21 protein-coding genes and 1 pseudogene are annotated in these 17,041 nt (G+C 74.7%); 10 read left to right on the top strand and 12 right to left on the bottom strand.

Annotated features, from left to right (window positions below; all coding sequences use genetic code 11):
• Positions 1 to 108 precede the first annotated feature (108 nt).
• Positions 109 to 1,134 carry a substrate-binding domain-containing protein gene (locus KPL60_RS30455; RefSeq protein WP_226367945.1) on the bottom strand — a complete coding sequence of 342 codons (1,026 nt, stop codon included), beginning with the start codon at positions 1,132 to 1,134 and terminating at the stop codon, positions 109 to 111.
• A gap of 138 nt (positions 1,135 to 1,272) precedes the next feature.
• Here KPL60_RS30455 and KPL60_RS30450 point away from each other — a divergent pair, with 138 nt between their 5' ends.
• The 3 genes from KPL60_RS30450 to KPL60_RS30440 all read left to right on the top strand — a co-directional run bounded on the left by KPL60_RS30450 (position 1,273) and on the right by KPL60_RS30440 (position 3,986).
• Entirely contained in the window at positions 1,273 to 1,692 is a 420-nt protein-coding gene (locus KPL60_RS30450) for a MarR family winged helix-turn-helix transcriptional regulator (RefSeq protein WP_226367944.1), read from the top strand.
• Positions 1,693 to 1,978: 286 nt separating this feature from the next.
• Positions 1,979 to 2,890, top strand: a complete 912-nt coding sequence (locus tag KPL60_RS30445) for a patatin-like phospholipase family protein (protein WP_226367943.1) — start codon at positions 1,979 to 1,981, stop codon at positions 2,888 to 2,890.
• A gap of 88 nt (positions 2,891 to 2,978) precedes the next feature.
• On the top strand, positions 2,979 to 3,986 hold the full coding sequence (locus KPL60_RS30440) for a PHB depolymerase family esterase (protein ID WP_226367942.1): 1,008 nt from the start codon (positions 2,979 to 2,981) through the stop codon (positions 3,984 to 3,986).
• Between the two features lie 10 nt (positions 3,987 to 3,996).
• Here KPL60_RS30440 and KPL60_RS30435 read toward each other — a convergent pair whose 3' ends face one another.
• Together KPL60_RS30435 and KPL60_RS30430 are read right to left on the bottom strand one after the other, a co-directional pair.
• Positions 3,997 to 4,866, bottom strand: a complete 870-nt coding sequence (locus KPL60_RS30435; protein WP_226367941.1) for a mycofactocin-coupled SDR family oxidoreductase — start codon at positions 4,864 to 4,866, stop codon at positions 3,997 to 3,999.
• Positions 4,863 to 5,459, bottom strand: a complete 597-nt coding sequence (locus KPL60_RS30430) for a hypothetical protein (RefSeq protein WP_179761573.1) — start codon at positions 5,457 to 5,459, stop codon at positions 4,863 to 4,865. The genes KPL60_RS30435 and KPL60_RS30430 overlap by 4 nt, the downstream gene beginning before the upstream one ends.
• A gap of 164 nt (positions 5,460 to 5,623) precedes the next feature.
• On the opposite strand from KPL60_RS30430, the gene KPL60_RS30425 reads away from it, so the two are divergent.
• On the top strand, positions 5,624 to 6,541 hold the full coding sequence (locus KPL60_RS30425) for a LysR family transcriptional regulator (protein ID WP_226367940.1): 918 nt from the start codon (positions 5,624 to 5,626) through the stop codon (positions 6,539 to 6,541).
• Positions 6,542 to 6,559: 18 nt separating this feature from the next.
• Here the strand turns inward: KPL60_RS30425 and KPL60_RS30420 are convergent, their stop codons facing one another.
• The 5 genes from KPL60_RS30420 to KPL60_RS30400 all read right to left on the bottom strand — a co-directional run bounded on the left by KPL60_RS30420 (position 6,560) and on the right by KPL60_RS30400 (position 10,330).
• Positions 6,560 to 7,345, bottom strand: coding sequence for a sulfite exporter TauE/SafE family protein (locus tag KPL60_RS30420; protein WP_226367939.1), 786 nt, complete (start codon positions 7,343 to 7,345; stop codon positions 6,560 to 6,562).
• A complete protein-coding gene (locus KPL60_RS30415) occupies positions 7,342 to 7,974 on the bottom strand; it encodes a rhodanese-like domain-containing protein (RefSeq protein WP_226367938.1) in 633 nt (210 codons plus the stop codon). Before KPL60_RS30415 ends, KPL60_RS30420 begins: the two co-directional genes overlap by 4 nt.
• A 34-nt stretch (positions 7,975 to 8,008) precedes the next feature.
• A complete protein-coding gene (locus KPL60_RS30410; RefSeq protein ID WP_226367937.1) occupies positions 8,009 to 9,406 on the bottom strand; it encodes an MBL fold metallo-hydrolase in 1,398 nt (465 codons plus the stop codon).
• Positions 9,407 to 9,485: 79 nt separating this feature from the next.
• On the bottom strand, positions 9,486 to 9,752 hold the full coding sequence (locus KPL60_RS30405; RefSeq protein WP_179761574.1) for a metal-sensitive transcriptional regulator: 267 nt from the start codon (positions 9,750 to 9,752) through the stop codon (positions 9,486 to 9,488).
• 104 nt (positions 9,753 to 9,856) lie between these two features.
• Complete coding sequence (locus KPL60_RS30400) at positions 9,857 to 10,330, bottom strand: hypothetical protein (RefSeq protein ID WP_226367936.1); 474 nt, start codon at positions 10,328 to 10,330, stop codon at positions 9,857 to 9,859.
• On the opposite strand from KPL60_RS30400, the gene KPL60_RS30395 reads away from it, so the two are divergent.
• A complete protein-coding gene (locus KPL60_RS30395) occupies positions 10,329 to 10,730 on the top strand; it encodes a MarR family winged helix-turn-helix transcriptional regulator (protein WP_226367935.1) in 402 nt (133 codons plus the stop codon). The genes KPL60_RS30400 and KPL60_RS30395 overlap by 2 nt on opposite strands.
• 15 nt (positions 10,731 to 10,745) lie before the next feature.
• Here KPL60_RS30395 and KPL60_RS30390 read toward each other — a convergent pair whose 3' ends face one another.
• Positions 10,746 to 10,922 carry a hypothetical protein gene (locus KPL60_RS30390; RefSeq protein WP_226368290.1) on the bottom strand — a complete coding sequence of 59 codons (177 nt, stop codon included), beginning with the start codon at positions 10,920 to 10,922 and terminating at the stop codon, positions 10,746 to 10,748.
• 154 nt (positions 10,923 to 11,076) lie between these two features.
• Positions 11,077 to 11,394: pseudogene (locus KPL60_RS30385) on the bottom strand (DJ-1/PfpI family protein); the annotation flags it as partial.
• 129 nt (positions 11,395 to 11,523) lie between these two features.
• Between KPL60_RS30385 and KPL60_RS30380 the strand changes: the two are divergent.
• Together KPL60_RS30380 and KPL60_RS30375 are read left to right on the top strand one after the other, a co-directional pair.
• Complete coding sequence (locus tag KPL60_RS30380; RefSeq protein ID WP_226367934.1) at positions 11,524 to 12,018, top strand: DUF2269 family protein; 495 nt, start codon at positions 11,524 to 11,526, stop codon at positions 12,016 to 12,018.
• A 3-nt stretch (positions 12,019 to 12,021) separates the two neighbouring features.
• Positions 12,022 to 12,285, top strand: coding sequence for a hypothetical protein (locus tag KPL60_RS30375; RefSeq protein WP_226367933.1), 264 nt, complete (start codon positions 12,022 to 12,024; stop codon positions 12,283 to 12,285).
• A gap of 10 nt (positions 12,286 to 12,295) precedes the next feature.
• On the opposite strand, the gene KPL60_RS30370 is transcribed toward KPL60_RS30375, so the two are convergent.
• Positions 12,296 to 13,207: an alpha/beta hydrolase gene (locus KPL60_RS30370; protein WP_226354257.1), complete on the bottom strand. Its 912-nt coding sequence runs from the start codon at positions 13,205 to 13,207 to the stop codon at positions 12,296 to 12,298.
• A gap of 105 nt (positions 13,208 to 13,312) precedes the next feature.
• A complete protein-coding gene (locus KPL60_RS30365) occupies positions 13,313 to 14,095 on the bottom strand; it encodes an IclR family transcriptional regulator (RefSeq protein ID WP_226367932.1) in 783 nt (260 codons plus the stop codon).
• A gap of 182 nt (positions 14,096 to 14,277) precedes the next feature.
• Between KPL60_RS30365 and KPL60_RS30360 the strand changes: the two genes are divergently transcribed.
• The 3 genes from KPL60_RS30360 to KPL60_RS30350 are packed head-to-tail and all read left to right on the top strand — an operon-like array spanning position 14,278 to position 16,994.
• On the top strand, positions 14,278 to 15,108 hold the full coding sequence (locus KPL60_RS30360) for a DUF6282 family protein (protein WP_226367931.1): 831 nt from the start codon (positions 14,278 to 14,280) through the stop codon (positions 15,106 to 15,108).
• Positions 15,109 to 15,154: 46 nt separating this feature from the next.
• Positions 15,155 to 15,529 carry a helix-turn-helix transcriptional regulator gene (locus tag KPL60_RS30355; protein WP_226354254.1) on the top strand — a complete coding sequence of 125 codons (375 nt, stop codon included), beginning with the start codon at positions 15,155 to 15,157 and terminating at the stop codon, positions 15,527 to 15,529.
• A gap of 31 nt (positions 15,530 to 15,560) precedes the next feature.
• Positions 15,561 to 16,994 carry a substrate-binding protein gene (locus KPL60_RS30350; RefSeq protein ID WP_226354253.1) on the top strand — a complete coding sequence of 478 codons (1,434 nt, stop codon included), beginning with the start codon at positions 15,561 to 15,563 and terminating at the stop codon, positions 16,992 to 16,994.
• The last annotated feature ends 47 nt before the right edge of the window (positions 16,995 to 17,041 follow it).

Raw genomic sequence — 17,041 nt, 5'->3', positions numbered from 1 at the left:
GGTGCGACGATCGCCCATCAGGTTTCCGTCGGAGTATTTTCAAGTGAAGATAAGTAGGGCGCGACGGGGCGTCAAGAGAGGCGCTGCGATCGGGCCTGGACCGACCGGTCAGAGCCGGGTGATCACGTCGAAGTCGTAGCCGTCGACGGCGGCCAGGTGCACGTGCTGGTGTGCCTGCTGACCGTGGAACTCGACCGTCCCGCGGGGCCCGTGGTAGGCCGCGCCGTCGACGACGGCGTTGAGATCGCGGAGCTCCGTGGAGCCCGCGCGCCGGACGAGGTTCGCCAGGGTGGTCAGGCCCTCGTAGCAGGACTCGGCGACCACGTTGAGTGCGGGAGCGTCCGTGCCGTGCATCCGCTGGTACCGGCCCAGCAGGTCCATGGCGTCGCCGTTGACCAGCGACCGGAAGTACGCCGAGCACACGAACAGGTTCCGGGTGGCCTCGGAACCGCTGGCCAGGAGCATGTTCTCCTCGGTCATGGGCGTGAAGCGGACCAGCCGCTCGTGCAGTCCGCGCGCGGCGAACTGCCGGTTGAACTCCACGGCGTCGCCCCCGACCAGGAGCATGAGCACGCCGTCGCAGTCCGCGGCCTCGACCCGGCGGACGAGGCCGCGCGCTCGCCCGGACCCGAGCGGCACGAACGCGGTGCCGCACAGCCGCAGGTCCAGGTCGTGCGCGAAGCGGCGTACCTCGACCATCGACCGGTGCGGCCACTCGAAGTCGTTGCCGACGACGAACCACCGCCGCGCGCCGAGGTTGTCGCGCAGCCAGCGCAGCGCCGGGGCGATCTGCTGGCGCGGGATCTCGCCCGAGCAGAAGATGCCGTCCCGGGTCTCGCCGCCCTCGTAGAGCGCGGTGTAGGCGTAGGGGATCCGGCCGGCGACCACGGGGGCCAGCGCGTTGCGGACACTGGAGATGTGCCACCCGGTGACGGCGTCGGCACGGCCGTCGTCGATCAGCCGGGAGACCTCCCGGGCGGTGCGCCGTGGTGCCGCCCCGCCGTCGACGAACTCGAGGGTGACCTCGCGGCCGAGGACCCCGCCCGCGGCGTTGATCTCCTCCATCGCGAGCTCCGCGATCGCCTCGCAGGACGGCCCGAACAGGCCCGCCGGGCCCTGCCGGGGTACCACCATCGCGACACTCCACGTGTCGGTACCGGTGCCGCCCAGGTTCATCGGAGCTCCGCTGCAGTCGAGGTCCCGAGTGTAGGGTTACTTTCACATGAAGAGAACTGCCGGGCCGACCGGGGGAACGGGACGGATGCGCGCGCGATGACCGACGACCGTGCGATCGCACGACCCGGACGGCTGACGCGTGCCGTGGTCAGGGCCAGCTCGTCGACCACGTCCAGGATCGAGAAGGTGCTGGCCTCCGAGGAGCTCACGCTCGACCAGTGGCTGGTCATGGACGCGCTCGCCGCCGAGCGCGGACAGCCGATGGCCGCACTCGTCGAGGGGACGCGGGTGTCCGGGCCGACCCTGACCCGGGTCGTGGACAGGCTGGTGTCGAGGGCGCTGGTCTACCGGGAGGTCGACGTGCACGACCGCCGCGTGGTCCGCGTCCACCTGAGCAGGCGTGGCCATGCGCTGTACCGGCGCATCGCGGTCAAGGTGGGCGAGGTGGAGGACGAGCTCCTGGCCCGGGCCGGGGGCGCGGAGGCGTTGCTGGTCATCGACCGGCTCGCCGACTGACGGTCGGGCCGGAGCGGCTCCTGCCGCGCGTGGCTCGTCGCCGGCGACGGCGCGGCCCCGCACCGCGACATCGGTACCGGCCCCACGCGGAGACGCCGCGTCATCGACCTCCGGCCCTCGTCGTGATCTCCGACGTGCACCGTGTCCCGCCCGACGCGGTGGGGCATCCTGCACCGGACGGCGGCCGAGCACCGACGGCGATCGTCACCCGGAGAGTCGGCGGAGGGGGAGCGGCATCCGTACCTCTCAGCGGCTGCCCGAGGACGGCGAGGTCCTGCGGGCGCTGGTGCGTCGCCGCGACACCGGTCGCCGCGACGACGGCCACCGGATCGCACTGGTCATCGCGAGCGGCGGCATGCGCGGTGCCTACGCGGGCGGGATGGCCCACGCGATCGACGACGCGGGGCTGGCCGGCGGGTTCGACGCCGTCTACGGCAGCTCGGCGGGTGCCTACATCGGCGTCGCACTGATCCACGCGGGTGGTGCGAACGCGGCACGCATCTTCTTCGAGGACATGGCCTGCCGGGACTTCATCGACCCGCGACGGCTCTGCGGCCGCGGGTCGATGGTGTCGCTGGACCACCTGGTGGACCGGATCCTGGTGGACTCGAAACCCATGCCGTGGGACCGGATCCGTGACTCGACCGTCGCGTTGAACGTGGTCGCGACGGCCGTGGACGACCTGAGCGGGCACGTCCTCGAGCCGCGCACGATCTCCGACTGGAAGCTCGCCATGCGCGCGACGTCGTCGATCCCGCTGCTTGCGGGCGGGCCGGTGCGGCTGCACGACCGCTCGTGGATCGACGGGGCCGTGTCCGAGCCGCTGCCGCTGCTCCGGGCGCTGCGGGACGGCAGCACGCACGTACTGGCGCTGATCAATCTCTCGGTCCCGGAGCTCCGTCGCATCCCGGCCGACCCGCCCTCCCCGCTCTGGGCCCGGGGACTGAACCGCCTGGTCCCGGGGCTCGGCGACATCGCGCAGAGCGAGAGCGGTCTGGGGCCGGTCCGGGCCGTCCTCGAACAGGCCGACCACCCGCACCGACGGCACGCCCACCTGCTGACGGTCGGTCCCGAGGCCGACGCGGGGGTCGGTCCGCTGACCATCGACCCCGTGAAGGTGCGGACCGCCACCGAGATCGGCTACGCGGCGTTCACCGCGGCCCTGGACCGCGCCGTGGGCAGAGCGCAGCCGATCTGAGCCGACGGTGCCGACGTGGGGTTGACCCGGCCGCGACGGCACGGGCTGCACTGTCGTCGTCCACCGGGAACGAGGAGCTGAGGCCGGAATGCGCGACCGTCGACCCACCCGCCGTCCCGCGGCCCTGCTCGCGGGGGTGACCGCGCTGGCGCTGCTCGCCCTCCTGGTCCCCGCCGCGATCGCCGAGGCGCGGGAACCGGCGGGCGGCCAGGACCGGCACGGCAGCTACGCCGGCTCGCAGGGCCGGCTCGACTACCAGGTCCACCTGCCGCCCTCGTGGCGTGCGGACCGGGCGATGCCGGTCGTCGTGGCCGTGCACGGCTGCGGCATGACCGGGTCCGGGCTGAACTCGATGCGGGCCATGACCGGTTTCGACGACCTCGCCGACCGGGAGGGCTTCATCGTCGTCTACCCGACCCAGTCGATCCTGCGCAACGCGATGATGTGCTGGAACTCGTTGTCACCGGAGCACCAGCAGCGGGGCCGGGGTGAGCCGGAGCTGCTGGCGGGCGCGATCCGGCAGGTCGTCGAGGTCTACGGGGCGGATCCGGCCCGCGTGCACGTCGCCGGGGCGTCCTCCGGTGCCGGCTCGGCGGTGATCCTCGGGGTCACCTACCCCGACCTGGTCGCGACCGTCACCTCGGTCGCGGGTGGGGAGTACCGGTTCCACCGGTTCGAGGAGGACCCGACCCTGACGCCGGTCGACACGGCCCGTCTCGCGCAGGCCGAGATGGACCCGCGTGCCCGGCAGGTCCCGCTGCTGGTCGTGCAGGGCGACCGGGACGAGGTCGTCCGCCCGTTCATGGCCGACCGTCTGGTGCGGCAGTGGCTGGCGCTCGGTGCACTCGTCGCCACCGGGCGGCCCGACACCGACACCGCACCCGGTGTCGTCACACGCGTCGAGCCGCCCGACGGCCACCCCTGGACCCGCACCGTCCACCGCGCCCCCGGCCGGGCGGACGTCGACCACCACCTGGTCGAGGGCATGGGGCACGCCTGGTCCGGGCCCCGCTCCGACGGCCTGTTCGCCGACCGGGCCGGGCCCGACCTGTCGGCGGCGGTGTGGGAGTTCGCGTCGGCGAGGCCGATGGGCTGACGGCCGGCCGTCAGACCGCGTCGTGCGGGACCTTGAACGGCGCGGTGATCCCACCGTCGACGGGGAGCGCCACCCCGGTCACGTACCGGGCTTCCTCCGAGGCGAGCCACACGACGGCGTTGCTGATGTCCACCGGATCCACCCAGGAGATCGGCAGTGCGTGCATCGCCTTCATCGCCGCGGCGGCCATCGCCGGGTCGGTACCGGGCGCACCCCCGGTGAACAGGCCGTGGATCGCCGGGTTCTGGATCATGTCGGTGTCGACGTGGGTGGGGTGCACGGTGTTGACCCGGATGCTGTGCGGCGCGAGCTCGACCGCGAGGACCTTCATCAGGCCCACCAGGCCGTGCTTGGCCGCGCAGTAGTGGGCGAGGTTCGGGAACCCCATCAGCCCCGCGACGGAGCTGGTGAGCACGATCGCACCGCCGCGGCCGCCGTCGACGATCGCGGGCGCGGCGGCGCGGACGGTCTTCCACACCCCGGTCAGGTTGATGTCGATCATCTCCTGCCAGACGTCCTCCTCCATCTCCAGCGAGGGGCCGAAGCCGGCGATGCCCGCGTTGGCCAGGACGATGTCGAGGCGGCCGAGCTCCGCGACGGTGTCGGCCACCGCGGACCGCAGCGCCGGCAGGTCGCGGACGTCGGCCCGGACCGCCAGGACGCGCCGGTCCAGGTCCTCGACGAGCTTCACCGTCTGTTCGAGGTCGGCGGGTCCGGCGGTCGGGTAGGGCGCCGACGCGACCGGGGCGCAGTGGTCGACGAGGACGATGTCGGCGCCCTCCTCGGCGAGCCGGACGGCGTGCGACCGTCCCTGCCCGCGCGCCCCGCCGGTGATCAGCGCGACCTTCCCGGCCAGACGGCCGCCGGATGCGGCGCTCACGGCAGGACCCGGTCGATCTCGGGTGCGAGCAGCTCGGCGGCACGGGCGGCGGTGATGACGTCGGCCGGGTCCGGCTCGATGATCTCGCGGGACGCCCCGTCCTCGTAGACGTGCTCGCCGATGAGCCGGCAGCGCTCGTCGTAGGGCCAGACGAACGCGAGCGTGCGGCGCAGCAGGTACATCTCGCCCGGGTCGCCGGCCCGGATGTCGGAGAAGGCGCTCTCGCCGAGCATCGGCGCGGGGACGAACGCGTTGAAGACGACCTCGCCGGAGAAGCCGTGGTCGTTGACCGCGATGTCCTGGTCGGCCACCCACATGACGAGCGCGTTCGCGGCCACCAGCGACTCGTAGAACCCGAGGACCTGCTCCATGCCGTCGAGGACGATCGACTGGCCGCCCTCGTGCAGCCGGTACTGGGGGTGCTCGACGGTCATGTCCGGGGCGAGGAGCTCGTGGTAGCGCCCGGCGACCTCCAACAGCCCGTGCCGCCGGTAGTTCTTGAGGATCGCGCGGTGGCGCGGGTTGTCGATGCTCTCGAGCTGCTTCTCCAGCCCGGCGAACATCGTCACGAACTCCTGTTCGTAGCGGCTCATGGGTACTCCTCCGTCGGTGGTGGGACGCGACGGAGCCTCGCCGGGGGCGGCCGGGTGCGTCCATGACATGTCCCGTCGCGACCGTGAACCATCCGGTTATCACCGCAGCTCAGTGGTCCTCGTCGACGGTGTCGTGGGACACTGCGTCACGGAGGGGAGTCGATGTGGACCTCAACCTGCACCTCGTGCGCTACCTCGTGGCCGTCGTCGACGAGGGGCACCTCGGGCGGGCGGCGGCCCGGCTGTACGTCAGCGGGCCCGCGCTGAGCAAGCAGATCCGGACGCTGGAGCACAAGCTCGGCGCCGAGCTGCTCGACCGCAGCGCGCACCCCCTGGTCCCCACCGAGGCGGGCCGCCGGTTCCTCGCCGAGGCCCGCGTGGCACTCGACGCCGCGGACCGGGCCGTCGCCGCGGTCGAGGCACACCGTCGCGCCGCCGCCGGCGTCGTCCGCCTCGGGTTCATGACCGCGGCGACCGGTACCCACACCCGGCGCATCATCGAGCTGGTGCAGCGCGACGTCCCCGCCGCGTCGGTCCAGCTCGTGCAGCTGCCGTGGCCCGACCAGGCCGTCGCCGTCCGCGCCGGGACCGTCGACGCCTCGCTCGTCCGGCCGCCCGTCGCCGACACCGACGGGCTCCGGCTCGACGTGGTCCGGCTCGAACCCCGCGTCGTCGCGCTCCCGCGCGGCCACCGGCTGGCGGCCCGCGCCGTCGTCGAGCTGGCCGACCTCGACGGCGAACCCCACGCGAACGACGACCGGACCGACGAGCAGTGGGTGCGCTGGTGGGCCTGCGACCCGCGGCCCAGCGGTGTGCCCGTCACCTACGGGCCCACCGTGCACACCATGGACGAGCTGCTGGAGGTCGTCGCCGCCGGCGCGGCCGTCGCGATCACCGGGAGCTCCGTGGTCGACAGCGTCCGGCACCCGGAGGTCGTCTTCGTCCCGATCGCCGACGTCGAGCCCTGCCCGATCTCGCTCTGCACCCGCAGCGCGGACCGGTCGCCGCTGGTCGAGGCGCTCCGCCGGGCGGTGCACGCGGTCCGGACGGCGATCGACGCCGAGGCACTCGTCGACGGCTGACCGGCGGCCGGGGCCTCCTCAGGCGAGGAGCGCGAGCGTGCTGCGCACCCCCACCCCGGCGGCCACGAGCAGCACGAGGACGGCGAACCCGCGACCGAGCAGGGCGGCCGGCAGCCGGCGGGCCAGCCGTCCCGCGGGCAGCGACACGGCGACGGCGGCGACCGCGAACGGGCCGATCGCCGTCCACGGCAGGTGCAGCCCGCCGGCCGCCAGGTACGGGACCAGGGCCGCCGCCGAGTTGACCACGATGATCACCAGCGAGGTGGCGACGGCCGTCGTCGTGCGCAGCCCGAGGGCCACGACCAGCGCCGGCACGAGCAGGAACCCGCCGCCGACGCCGAGCAGCCCGGTCAGCAGCCCCACGGCCAGGCCGGTGAGGATCGCGCGGGGGAGGCAGCGTCGCCAGGCGACGCCGCCGTCCGGGAGCTCGCAGACCCCGCCCGTCCCGGTGCCGCGCCGCAGCATGTGGACACCCGCGGCGACCATGACGGCGGCGAACACGAGCATCAGCCACCGGTCGTCGAGGTGGTGGTGGAGGACCCCGCCGAGCAGCGAGGCCGGGACCCCCGCGGCGCCGACGACGACGGCGAGCCGCCAGTCGACGTCGGTGCGGGCCCGGGGGAGGGCGGCCACGAGCGAGGCCAGGCCGACCACGACGAGCGAGCCGGGCACCGCGTCGGACAGGGGCAGCCCGAGGCCGTAGACCAGGGCGGGGACGGCGAGGATCCCGCCGCCCCCGCCGACGAGCCCGAGCAGCGACCCGATGACGACGCCGAACGCGGCCGCGAGCGCGACCGTGGTCATGACGGGCGTGTGCCGGGTCGGCGTTCCAGCGCGGCCAGGGTCTCGGCCACGGTCGGGTCGGCCGCCGCCCGGTTGAACGGGAGCCGGGCCAGGACCGCGCCCATGGTGCAGGTGTCGGTGAGCGCCGAGAGCACGAGACCCGTGCCGACGGCGCCGGACAGCAGCCGCCCGGCGGGGGCGAGGTACCGCCCGGCGAGCAGCCCGGTGAGCACGAGGGACCCCGCGCCGAGACGGACCTGCCGTTCGAGCGCCCAGGCGGGCCGGCCCCGGACGACGTCGCCGCCCGCCTCGGCGTAGGCGGGGACGCCGCCGTCGAGGACGTGGGCGTGGTCCAGGCCCGCGCCGGTCAGGTGCCGGCGGGCCTGCTCGGCGCGGACCCCGGACCGGCAGACGAGCACGACGGGCGCGCTGCCGGTGTCGAGCAGGCGGGCCAGCTCGGCGGTGTGCTCGGCCAGGGTTCGGACGGGGACGTGGTACGAGCCGCGGATGTGCTGCGCCTCGTACTCCGCGGCGCTGCGGACGTCGACCACCATCGGGGTGCCGGTACCGGCCGGGGGCTGCTCGACCCAGCTCCGCAGGGTCGCGGGGCTCACGGTGGACGCGTCGGTGGACGCGGTGGGGGCGTTCATGGGGTGGGTGTCCCCGGGGGTCGGGTCGGGCGGGTCAGTGCGCGGCCGTGGCGCGGACGGTGTCGGCGAGCCGCAGGCCCGCACCGGCGGCGCGGGTCCAGTCGTCGTCGACGAGGACCAGGTCGCGGCCGGGGCGGGTGGGGTCGGCGGCGAGGAGCGAGACCGCGACCGAGGCGCGGTAGCCGGAGCCGCAGTGGACCCACACCTGGCGGTCGGTGGGGACCTCGTGGCGTCGTGCGGGGAGCTGGTGCAGCGGGACGTGGGCGGACCCGGCGAGGTGGCCGGCGCGCCGTTCGGCCTCGGTGCGGGTGTCGAGGACGAACACCTCGTCCTGGCCGCGGGCGGCGAGCCCGGCGAAGTCCGAGACCGGGTAGGACGCGAGCCCGCCGTCGCCGGCCAGCTCGGTGATCTCCCCGGTGGCCGCACCGGAGGGCCGGTCGATGCCGATCCGGACGAGCTCCCGCTGGGCCCGCGCGACCTGCTCCGGGTCGTCGCCGACCAGGGTGAGCGCGGCGCCGTACGGGAACAGCCAGCCCAGGTACGTGGCGAAGGGCCGGGCCAGCTCGAACGACAGGCTGCGCGGCAGGTGCCCGGCGGCGAACGCGGTCCGCGAGCGCAGGTCGACGACCCACTGACCGGCCGCGATGCGCCGGCGCAGCTCGGCCGGGTCGACCGGCTCCGGCGCGGAGAGGTCGACCGGGGCCGGACCGGCGGCGTTGGCCGGACCCATGTGGACGTAGTACGCCGGGTAGGCGCCCAGGCCGGCGATCAGGGTGTCGACGAAGTCCTGCTCGTCCTGGGTCATCGCCGGGTTGACCCGCGCCTGCTCGGCGACGGTCGAGGCGTCGCCGGAGGTCGGGGTGGCCGAGCAGAAGCTGCCGAAGCCGTGGGTCGGCAGGACGGCGGCGTCGGCGGGCAGCTCGGCGACCAGGCGCCGGACCGAGTGGTACTGCGCGTGGGTCAGCTCGACCGTGTCCTCGGCGGAGATCAGGTCGGTCCGGCCGGTGGACCCGTGGAGCATCGAGCCGCCGGTGAACACCGCGACCGTGGCGCCGGTGGAGTCGGCCAGCGCGTAGGACAGGTGGTGGTGGGTGTGGCCGGGGGTGGCGATCGGCCGCAGCAGCATGGCGCCGACCGCGAACTCGTCGCCCTCCGACGCCGGGGTGCGGTCGAAGGCGACCCGGTCGCGCGCGTCGACCAGGTAGACGGCGCCGGTCCGCCGGGCCAGCTCCAGGCCGCCGCTGACGTAGTCGTTGTGGAAGTGGGTCTCGGCGACGCAGGCGATCGTGACGCCGAGCTCGGCGGCGAGGTCCAGGACGCGGTCGATGTCGCGCTGCGGGTCGACCACCAGTGCGGTCGTGCCGTCGGTCGCGAGGTAGCTGCGGTCCCCGAGACCGGGGGTCCCGAGGGTGCGGATGTCGATGTCGGTCATCGTGGGTTCCCTACCCGGTAGGGTATGTCCTACCGAATCGTCGGTACTGCGGGGACGGGGTCGTGCGGGCTCGGCCGGGTCAGGCGAGCGACAGGAACAGGCGCTCCATCTCGGCCATGTCGACCGACTGCTCGCCCTCGGCGCTCTCGGTCACGCACTGCCGGAGCCCGGTGGCGATGATCTTGAAGCCGGCCTTGTCGAGGGCGCGGGACGCCGCCGCCAGCTGGGTCACGACGTCCTTGCAGTCGCGGCCGTCCTCGATCATGCGGATGACACCGGCGATCTGGCCCTCCACGCGACGCAGGCGGCTGACCACGTCGGTGAGTTCTGCGGCCTTGACCTGCATGGGGGCTCCCTCGTCTCGTGCCGGCCCGCGGTCGGCGCGGTCCCTGTGTGGACGAAGGTACCCCCAGGGGTACCCCCGGCGAGTGTCGCGTGCGGCACAGGTCCTCAGTGCAGCAGCGTGAGCAGGCCGTCGAGTCCGCGGTGGAACGCGTCGCCGACGTGGGCCGCCCCGTCGATGTCGGCGCCGGACATCGCCCCGTCGCGCATCATCAGGAAGTGCTGGGCCGCGTGGTCCGGCCGCCCGCGTCGCGGCGAGGAGCCGAAGACCTGCGCGAACAGGTCGGTGAGGGTGGCGACGTACCAGGCGCGGTGCTCGGCGACGACCCGGCGGACGGGGTCCTCGGGATCGGGGAACTCGGCGGCGGCCTTCAGGAACGCGCATCCCCGGAACTCCGGCCGGGACAGGTCGTCGACCGGGGCGGTGCCGATCGCGCGGACGCCGAGCGGGCCGGAGCCGACGAGGAGAACGGCCGGTGCGTGCCCGTGCGAGACTGGCGGGCCCCACCGTTCCTGCGGAGATGAGTTGTCGGACGACACCGGCGGACCGCCCCCCGAGCCCCGGACGGCCTTCCTGGTCATGGCCCTCGGTCGTCGGCTCCGGGAGACCGCCGAGACGAGGCTGCGCGCACGCGACCTGTCGATGCGCCACCTCGCCGCGCTGGGGCACCTGGCCCGCGACCCGGGGTGCTCCTACAGCGAGCTCGCCCGCCGCGCCGGCGTCACCGCGCAGAGCATGCAGGCCACGTTGGTGCAGCTCGAGGAGCTGCGGGCGGTGGAGCGACGCACCCCCGCCGGGCGCGGGCGGCGGGCCCGGCTGCACGTCACCCCCGTCGGGGCGGAGCTGAACGACTGGGGCCGTGCGGTCCTCGACGCGCTCGACGACGAGGTGTTCGGCCACGTTCCCGGGGAGCTCCGTCGCGGTGTCGCGGAGGTCCTCCTGGAGGCGTTCACCGGAGAGGCTCCCGGCGGCGGGTCGTAGCGGTGGAACGCCCGGTCACCGCGCCCGCGTGGCCGTCGTCCGTTCGATCTCGGCGTTCGCCGCCGCGACCATCGCCCGCACCTGCGCGACGGCCGCGGGTGTCGACCGTTCGGGCGTCCCGGCGTCGAACGGGGGCTGCGGGTCGTACTCCAGGGCGAGCTGGACGACGCGGGCCCGCTCCTCGCCGAGCATCCCGGCGAGGACGGTGAGGCCGAAGTCGATGCCCGCCGTGACCCCGCCGCCGGTGATGCGGTTGCCGTCGACGACGGCGCGCCACGACGCTCTCGGCGCCGAACGCCGCCAGCAGGTGGCGGGTCGTCCAGTGCGTCGTGGCCCGGCGGCCCCGCAGCAGGCCCGCCGCGCCGAGGACGAGCGACCCGGTGCAGACCGAGGTCACCCAGCCGGCGCGGGCGCCGACGTCGGCGACCCAGTCCAGCAGCTCGGGGTCGGCGATCACGTCCTTCGTCCCGAAGCCGCCCGGGACCATCAGCAGGTCGACCTCGCGCGGACAGTCGCGCAGCGTCGTGGTCGGCAGGATCGCCATGCCCGAGTCCGAGACGACCGGATCGGTGTTCTTCCAGACCAGGTGCACGTCCATGTCCGTCGCGAGCACGGCGTGCGGCCCGACGAGGTCGAGGTGGGTCAGGCCGGGGAAGAGCAGCATCGCCGCGACCGGGCGGCGGGGCGGGTCCTGGGGCTGTGACACGGGTGCCTCCTCCGAAGTTTCAGTCGGACTGTAAAATCGCGTTTCAGTCGGACTGCACGTCGAACGCGGGACCCGGGAGGGCATGCGATGGGAAAGGTGCTGCTGAGCCTGCACGTGGTGGCGGCGATCGTCCTGATCGGACCGGTGACGGTCGCGGTCAGCCTCTTCCCCCGGTACGCGGGCCTCGCCCTGGGCGTCGGCGGCGACGGGCCGCGCCCCGTCGGCGCACAGGGTGTGCCGGTGCTGCTGCACCGGATCAGCCGCGTCTACGCGGTCGCGGGCCTGAGCGTCCCGGTCCTCGGTATCGCGCTGGCGGTGCAGATGGGCGTGCTGACCGACCCGTGGCTGGTGATCTCGCTGGTCCTGACCGTCGCCGCCGCCCTGGTGCTGGCGCTGGTCGTGCTGCCCGAGCAGCAGCGCGCGATGGACCTGATCGCCGACCCGGACGCGGCCCCGACCGACCGGGCGACATGGGCGCGGCGCGCGGGGAAGCTCAGCGCGGCGTCGGGGATCTTCGGTCTGCTGTGGGTGGTCGTCGTGGTGCTGATGATCGCCCGCCCCGGCTCCACGACGGGGGTCTGACCGGTGCCCGGCCCCGCGGAACGCCGCTGGCTCGCCCTGGCGTCGGTGGTCGAGACGGCGTCGCTGGCCGTCCTGCTGCTGAACCTGGCCACCGTGCACCTGCCCGGGGTCGCGTCGGTCCTCGGGCCGGTGCACGGGCTGGCCTACCTGGTCACGATCGCCGTCACCTGTCTGATGCCGACGACCGGGACGACCCGGTTGCTCTCGGTCGTCCCGGCCGTCGGCGGGCTGCTGGTCCTGCGCCGGACGCGGACGCCCGCCGCCTGACCGGCGGGACTCAGGCCACGGCGACCGGGGCGAACGCGTCGCCGAAGAACTTCTCCACCGTCTCCATCAGGTGCGCGAAGGTCGGGTTGTCGTCGAACATCCACTCGGTGTGGCCTGCACCCTCGATGATCTCCAGCCGCTTCGGCTCGGCGGCGTGGTCGTAGAGCGACCGCGCCTCCTCCGGCCGGTGCAGCCGGTTCTCGGCACCGTGCACGACGAGCAGCGGCCGCGGCGCGATGCGGTGCACGAGGGACTCGGGGCTGAAGCGCAGCAGCATGTCGGCGGACTCCAGGGTCACCCCGGCCCCGAACCCGGGGGCCCTGTACAGCTCCTCGCCGACGTAGCCGTCGGTGCGGGCGTCGCGGTCGAGCCGCACGACGTCCCACGGGGAGGTCACCTCGGACCGTCCGGCCGTCGCGCGGATGCCGCGGTCGGCGGCGATCCGGCGCACGAGGCTCGCCCAGGAGCTCTCGTCGTGCATGGTGCGGGTGGACCGGGTGCCGTCGGCGATGCCGTTGACCGCGGCGACCGCGCGGACCCGGGGGTCCTCCGCCGCCTCGGCGACGACGACGCCCCCGCCGAGACCCCACCCGAGCAGCCCGATCCGGGAGGGATCCACATCGGGCTCGACGGTGACCCGGTCGACGGCGGCGCGCACGTCCTCCGCCCACTCCTGGGGGACCAGGCGGCCGCGCTCGCCCTCGCTGGCGCCGAATCCGCGGTAGTCGAAGGCCAGGACGGCGTAGCCGCGCGGGGTCAGCGCCCTGGCGAAACGCTCGGGGTGGATCACCTTCAGGCCCTGGTAGCCGGAGGCGGCGACGAGCACCGGGTACGGGGCACCGGAGCCGCCGTCGTCGGGGAGGTGGAGATCGGCGTCGACGCGGGCGCCGGTGCTGAAGAAGGGCAGGGGGCGGACGGGCACGGCGTTCCTCCGTGGTCGGTGGTGCGGGCGTGAGGGGGTGCCGGACCCCGCCGTCGTGCAGGGACCGGTGTCGGTGCTGCGGCGCGGGCGCGTGTCGGCGCGGCGTCAGGGGGTCCGCTGCGGACCGGCGGGCGACCCGGCCATCTCGCGGGTGATCCGTCCGGCGGCGGCCTGCACGAGCCGGGCGACGGCGTCGAGCTGCGGCGCGACGCGGGCCTTCGGCGCGGAGACGTTCAACGCGGCGCAGACCCGTCCGTGCAGGTCGCGGACGGGGGCGGCGATCGCGATCCGGCCGGGCTCGAACTCCTCGTCCACCCAGGCGAAGCGCTGGTTGCGGGCCCGGCGCAGCCGTGCCACCAGCTCGTCGAGGTCCACCCCGGCGGGCAGGGCGGCCGGCGCAGTGCCCCCGGCGAACAGCCGGCGGGCCACGTCGTCGGGGTGGTCGAACAGCAGCGCCCGGCCGGAGGAGGTGTTGTGGACCGGCGCGAACCGACCGGCCCAGTCATCACGGACCGGGGTCGGGGTCCGGGACAGCAGGGTGAGCACACCCTGGTCGTCGAGCACCGACAGGTGCGCCCGTTCCCGGGTCAGCGCGGTGAGCCTGCCCAGCACCGGCGGGGTCCGGGCCAGCAGCCACTGCCGCTCCGCGTGGCGGGCCATCGTGACGATCCGCAGCCCGAGCCGGTAGGTCCGGGTCTCCGGGTCCCGCTCGGCCAGGCCGGTCTCCTCCAGCACGCGCAGTGCCCGGGAGATCTGGGACTTCTCGCGCCCCACCCGGCGGGCGATCTCGACGACCCCGAGACCGCCCCGCTCCACCGCCTCGGCCGAGCCCAGCAGGTCGAGGATGGTCGCCGCCCGGTGGACGCTGGACGGCCGCTCCGTAGCCATGGGCAGAAGCTTGCGCAGCGTCCCGCGGCGAATCAAGAGCAGTTGTCCGTGCAGCAACATCTCGGGGCCGCCGCCCGTCACCGATGCCCGGAACGGTCGATCTGCGCAGGTCGGACGGGTGAACGGTTGCTCCCGGAGCACCGGGTCTTGTGGTCGGGGGGCGGCGTCGCCACGGTGGGCGCGTGTTCGATCTGCACGTCCACGCGGCGCCCGACATCGTCCCCCGGCGGGCCGACGACCGGGACACCGTCGCCGCCTACGCCGCGGCGGGGTTCCGGGGCTGTGTCCTCAAGGGCCACTACGAGTCGACCGTCGGGCGGGCCGCCGCCGCGGGCCGGGACACCCCGCTCGCCGTCCACGGGGGACTCGCACTCAACCAGCACGTGGGCGGGATCAACCCGGCCGCGGTCGTCGCGTGCCTGGAGTCCGGCGGCCGGGTCGTCTGGATGCCGACGGCCGACGCGCACACCCAGCGCACCGCCGGTCTGCCCGCGCTGTGCTGCGTGCGGCCCGAGCTCCCGGCGACCTCGTACGCGGTCCCGCCGGTCGACCCGTCGACGGCCGACGCGGTCCGGGCCGTGTGCCGCGCGGTCGCCGAGGCCGACGCCGTCCTCGCGACCGGGCACCTCGGCGCCGACGAGTGCGACTGGCTGGTGCGGACCGCGTCCGGGCTCGGTGTCCGCCGGATCCTGCTGACCCACCCCGGCTACACCGTCCCCGGCATGCCCGCCGCGCGGGCCCGCGCGCTGACCGACCTCGGCGCCGTCGCCGAGATCACCACCTTCCAGCTCCTCCACCAGCCCGGATGCACCGCGGAGGCGCTCGCCGGCTACGCGCGGGCCGTCGGCCTCGACCGCGTCGTGCTGTCCTCCGACGCCGGGCAGCCGGACTCCCCGCCACCACCCGAGGCACTGGCGCTGCTCGTCGACACCCTCGCCCGGCAGGGCCTCGACCGCGGGGCGCTGGCGGCGTGCGCGGGGGACCTCCCCGAGGCGCTGGTGACGCCCGCCTGACGGTGTCACACCCGACGGACGGGCCGTCCGCGTTAGACTCCGCATCATGTCATCGGATCCTGACGCGTCTGCCGGGGCCGGCCGGGACGCCGGCCCCGCCTTCGACGCGCTCGCCGATCCCGTCCGCCGCCGCATCCTGACCGTGCTTTCCGAGCACGACGAGGTCAGCGCGGGCGACCTGGCCGACCGCATCACCTCGGTCGGCCGGACCGCCGTCTCCACCCACCTGCGGGTGCTCCGCGTCGCGGGGCTGATCACCGAGCGCCGTTCCGGCCGGTACCGCTACTACTCCATCGAGCCCGGTGGTGCGGCCGCCGACGTCATCGCGTTGCTGCGCACCCTGTTCCAGTCCTCCCTCGGCGAGGTGGGGTCCGCCGTGGAGAGCCGTCCCGCGACGGACCGGGAGGGCGCGACCGGATGACCGGCCCCTCCGTGCGGGGAGACTGACCCCCATGGGGACGATCGCGCTCGCGGTGGAGGAGTTCGTCGCCGCCGACCCGGCGGTCGTCTTCGGACGTTTCGGGCGTGACTCCGGCGCGGGCTGGCTGTTCGGTGCGGCGTGCGACCGGGTCGCGGTGGGCGAGCCGGTCACCCTGCGGGCGCCCATCGCCGGCGGGCCGCCGGTCGACGTGCTCGGCCGGATCAGCGAGCTCCGCGGACCGCGCACCATCACGATCACCCACGACCAGCCCTGGCGGGGCCGCATCCGGCTGCGGTTCACCCCCGCACCCGGCGGCACCCGGATCCGGCTCGACGCCGGGATCGACGAGCGCGGGCTGGAGTGGCTGATGCGCCGCCGCGGGCACCCGGTCCGCGACCACGCCGTCACCGGGCCGCGCATCGGGGTCCTCACCAGCCGGTCCGGCTCGGGCGGGCTGTTCGCCTCGGCGGTGGCGAACGTGGCCACGCTCGCCGTCGAGGAGATCAACGCGGCGGGCGGGGTCGGCGGCAGGCCGGTGGACCTGCTGGAGGCCGACGACGCCACCGACCCCGGCACCGGGGCGCTGGAGGCGCTGCGGCTGGCCCGGGCCGGCTGCCGGACGATCTTCCTGACGACGACGTCGGCCACCTACCACGCCGTGTCGACCGCTCTGACCGGCCGCGACGTGCTCGTCGTGCACACCAACATGAACGAGGGCGGCGGCGAGTCCCGGCTGCGGATCCGGCTGGGCGAGCGGCCCGCGACCCAGCTCGCGACGGCCGCGGGGCCGGTCATGCGGGCGGCCGGCGGGCGTCGCTGGTTCCTGGCGGGCAACGACTACGTGTGGCCCCGTGCGGTCAACACCGCCGCGCGCGAGGTGCTCCCGGCGCACGGCGCAGTGCTGGTCGGCGAGGGCTACGCCGCGCTCGGGGCCCGGGACTTCGCCCCGCTGGTCGAGCGGATCGCGGCCTCGGGCGCCGACGTCGTGCTCAACACCTTCGTGGGCGCCGACGCCGCCGCGTTCGAGCGCCAGTGCCACGCGATGGGGCTGCGGGACCGGACGGTCAGCCTGGGCCCGGCGATGGACGAGGCGACCCTGGAGCGGGTCGGGCTGCGGGCGGCGGAGGGCATCCACGGGGTCTCGGGCTACTTCCAGCACCTGCAGACCGAGCGCAACGGCACGCTGCTGGAGCGCTACCGGGCCCGCTTCGGGCAGTGGGCGCCGCCGCTGTCGTCGCTGTCGGAGTCGATGTTCGAGGCGATCCACGTGTGGGCCGTCGCGGCGCGCCGGGTCCGCTCGACCGAGCCGGTGCCCGTCGCCGACGAGATCCGGTTCGGCCGCTACGACCTGCCGCGGGGCACCCTGGCGCTCGACGGCCACCACCACGTCGAGCAGCCGCTGCACCTCGCGACCGCCCGCGGCGCGACCTTCGGCTCGATGGACGACAGCGAGGGACGGTCGTGAATACGCGCATGTGACAGGGGTGGAACGGACGCGTCAGACCTCGTGTC

This window comes from Pseudonocardia sp. ICBG162, assembly GCF_020496225.1.
GTDB lineage: Bacteria > Actinomycetota > Actinomycetes > Mycobacteriales > Pseudonocardiaceae > Pseudonocardia > Pseudonocardia alni.
Note: the sequence above shows the minus strand (reverse complement) of the source record. Positions and strands in the feature narration are given on the sequence as shown.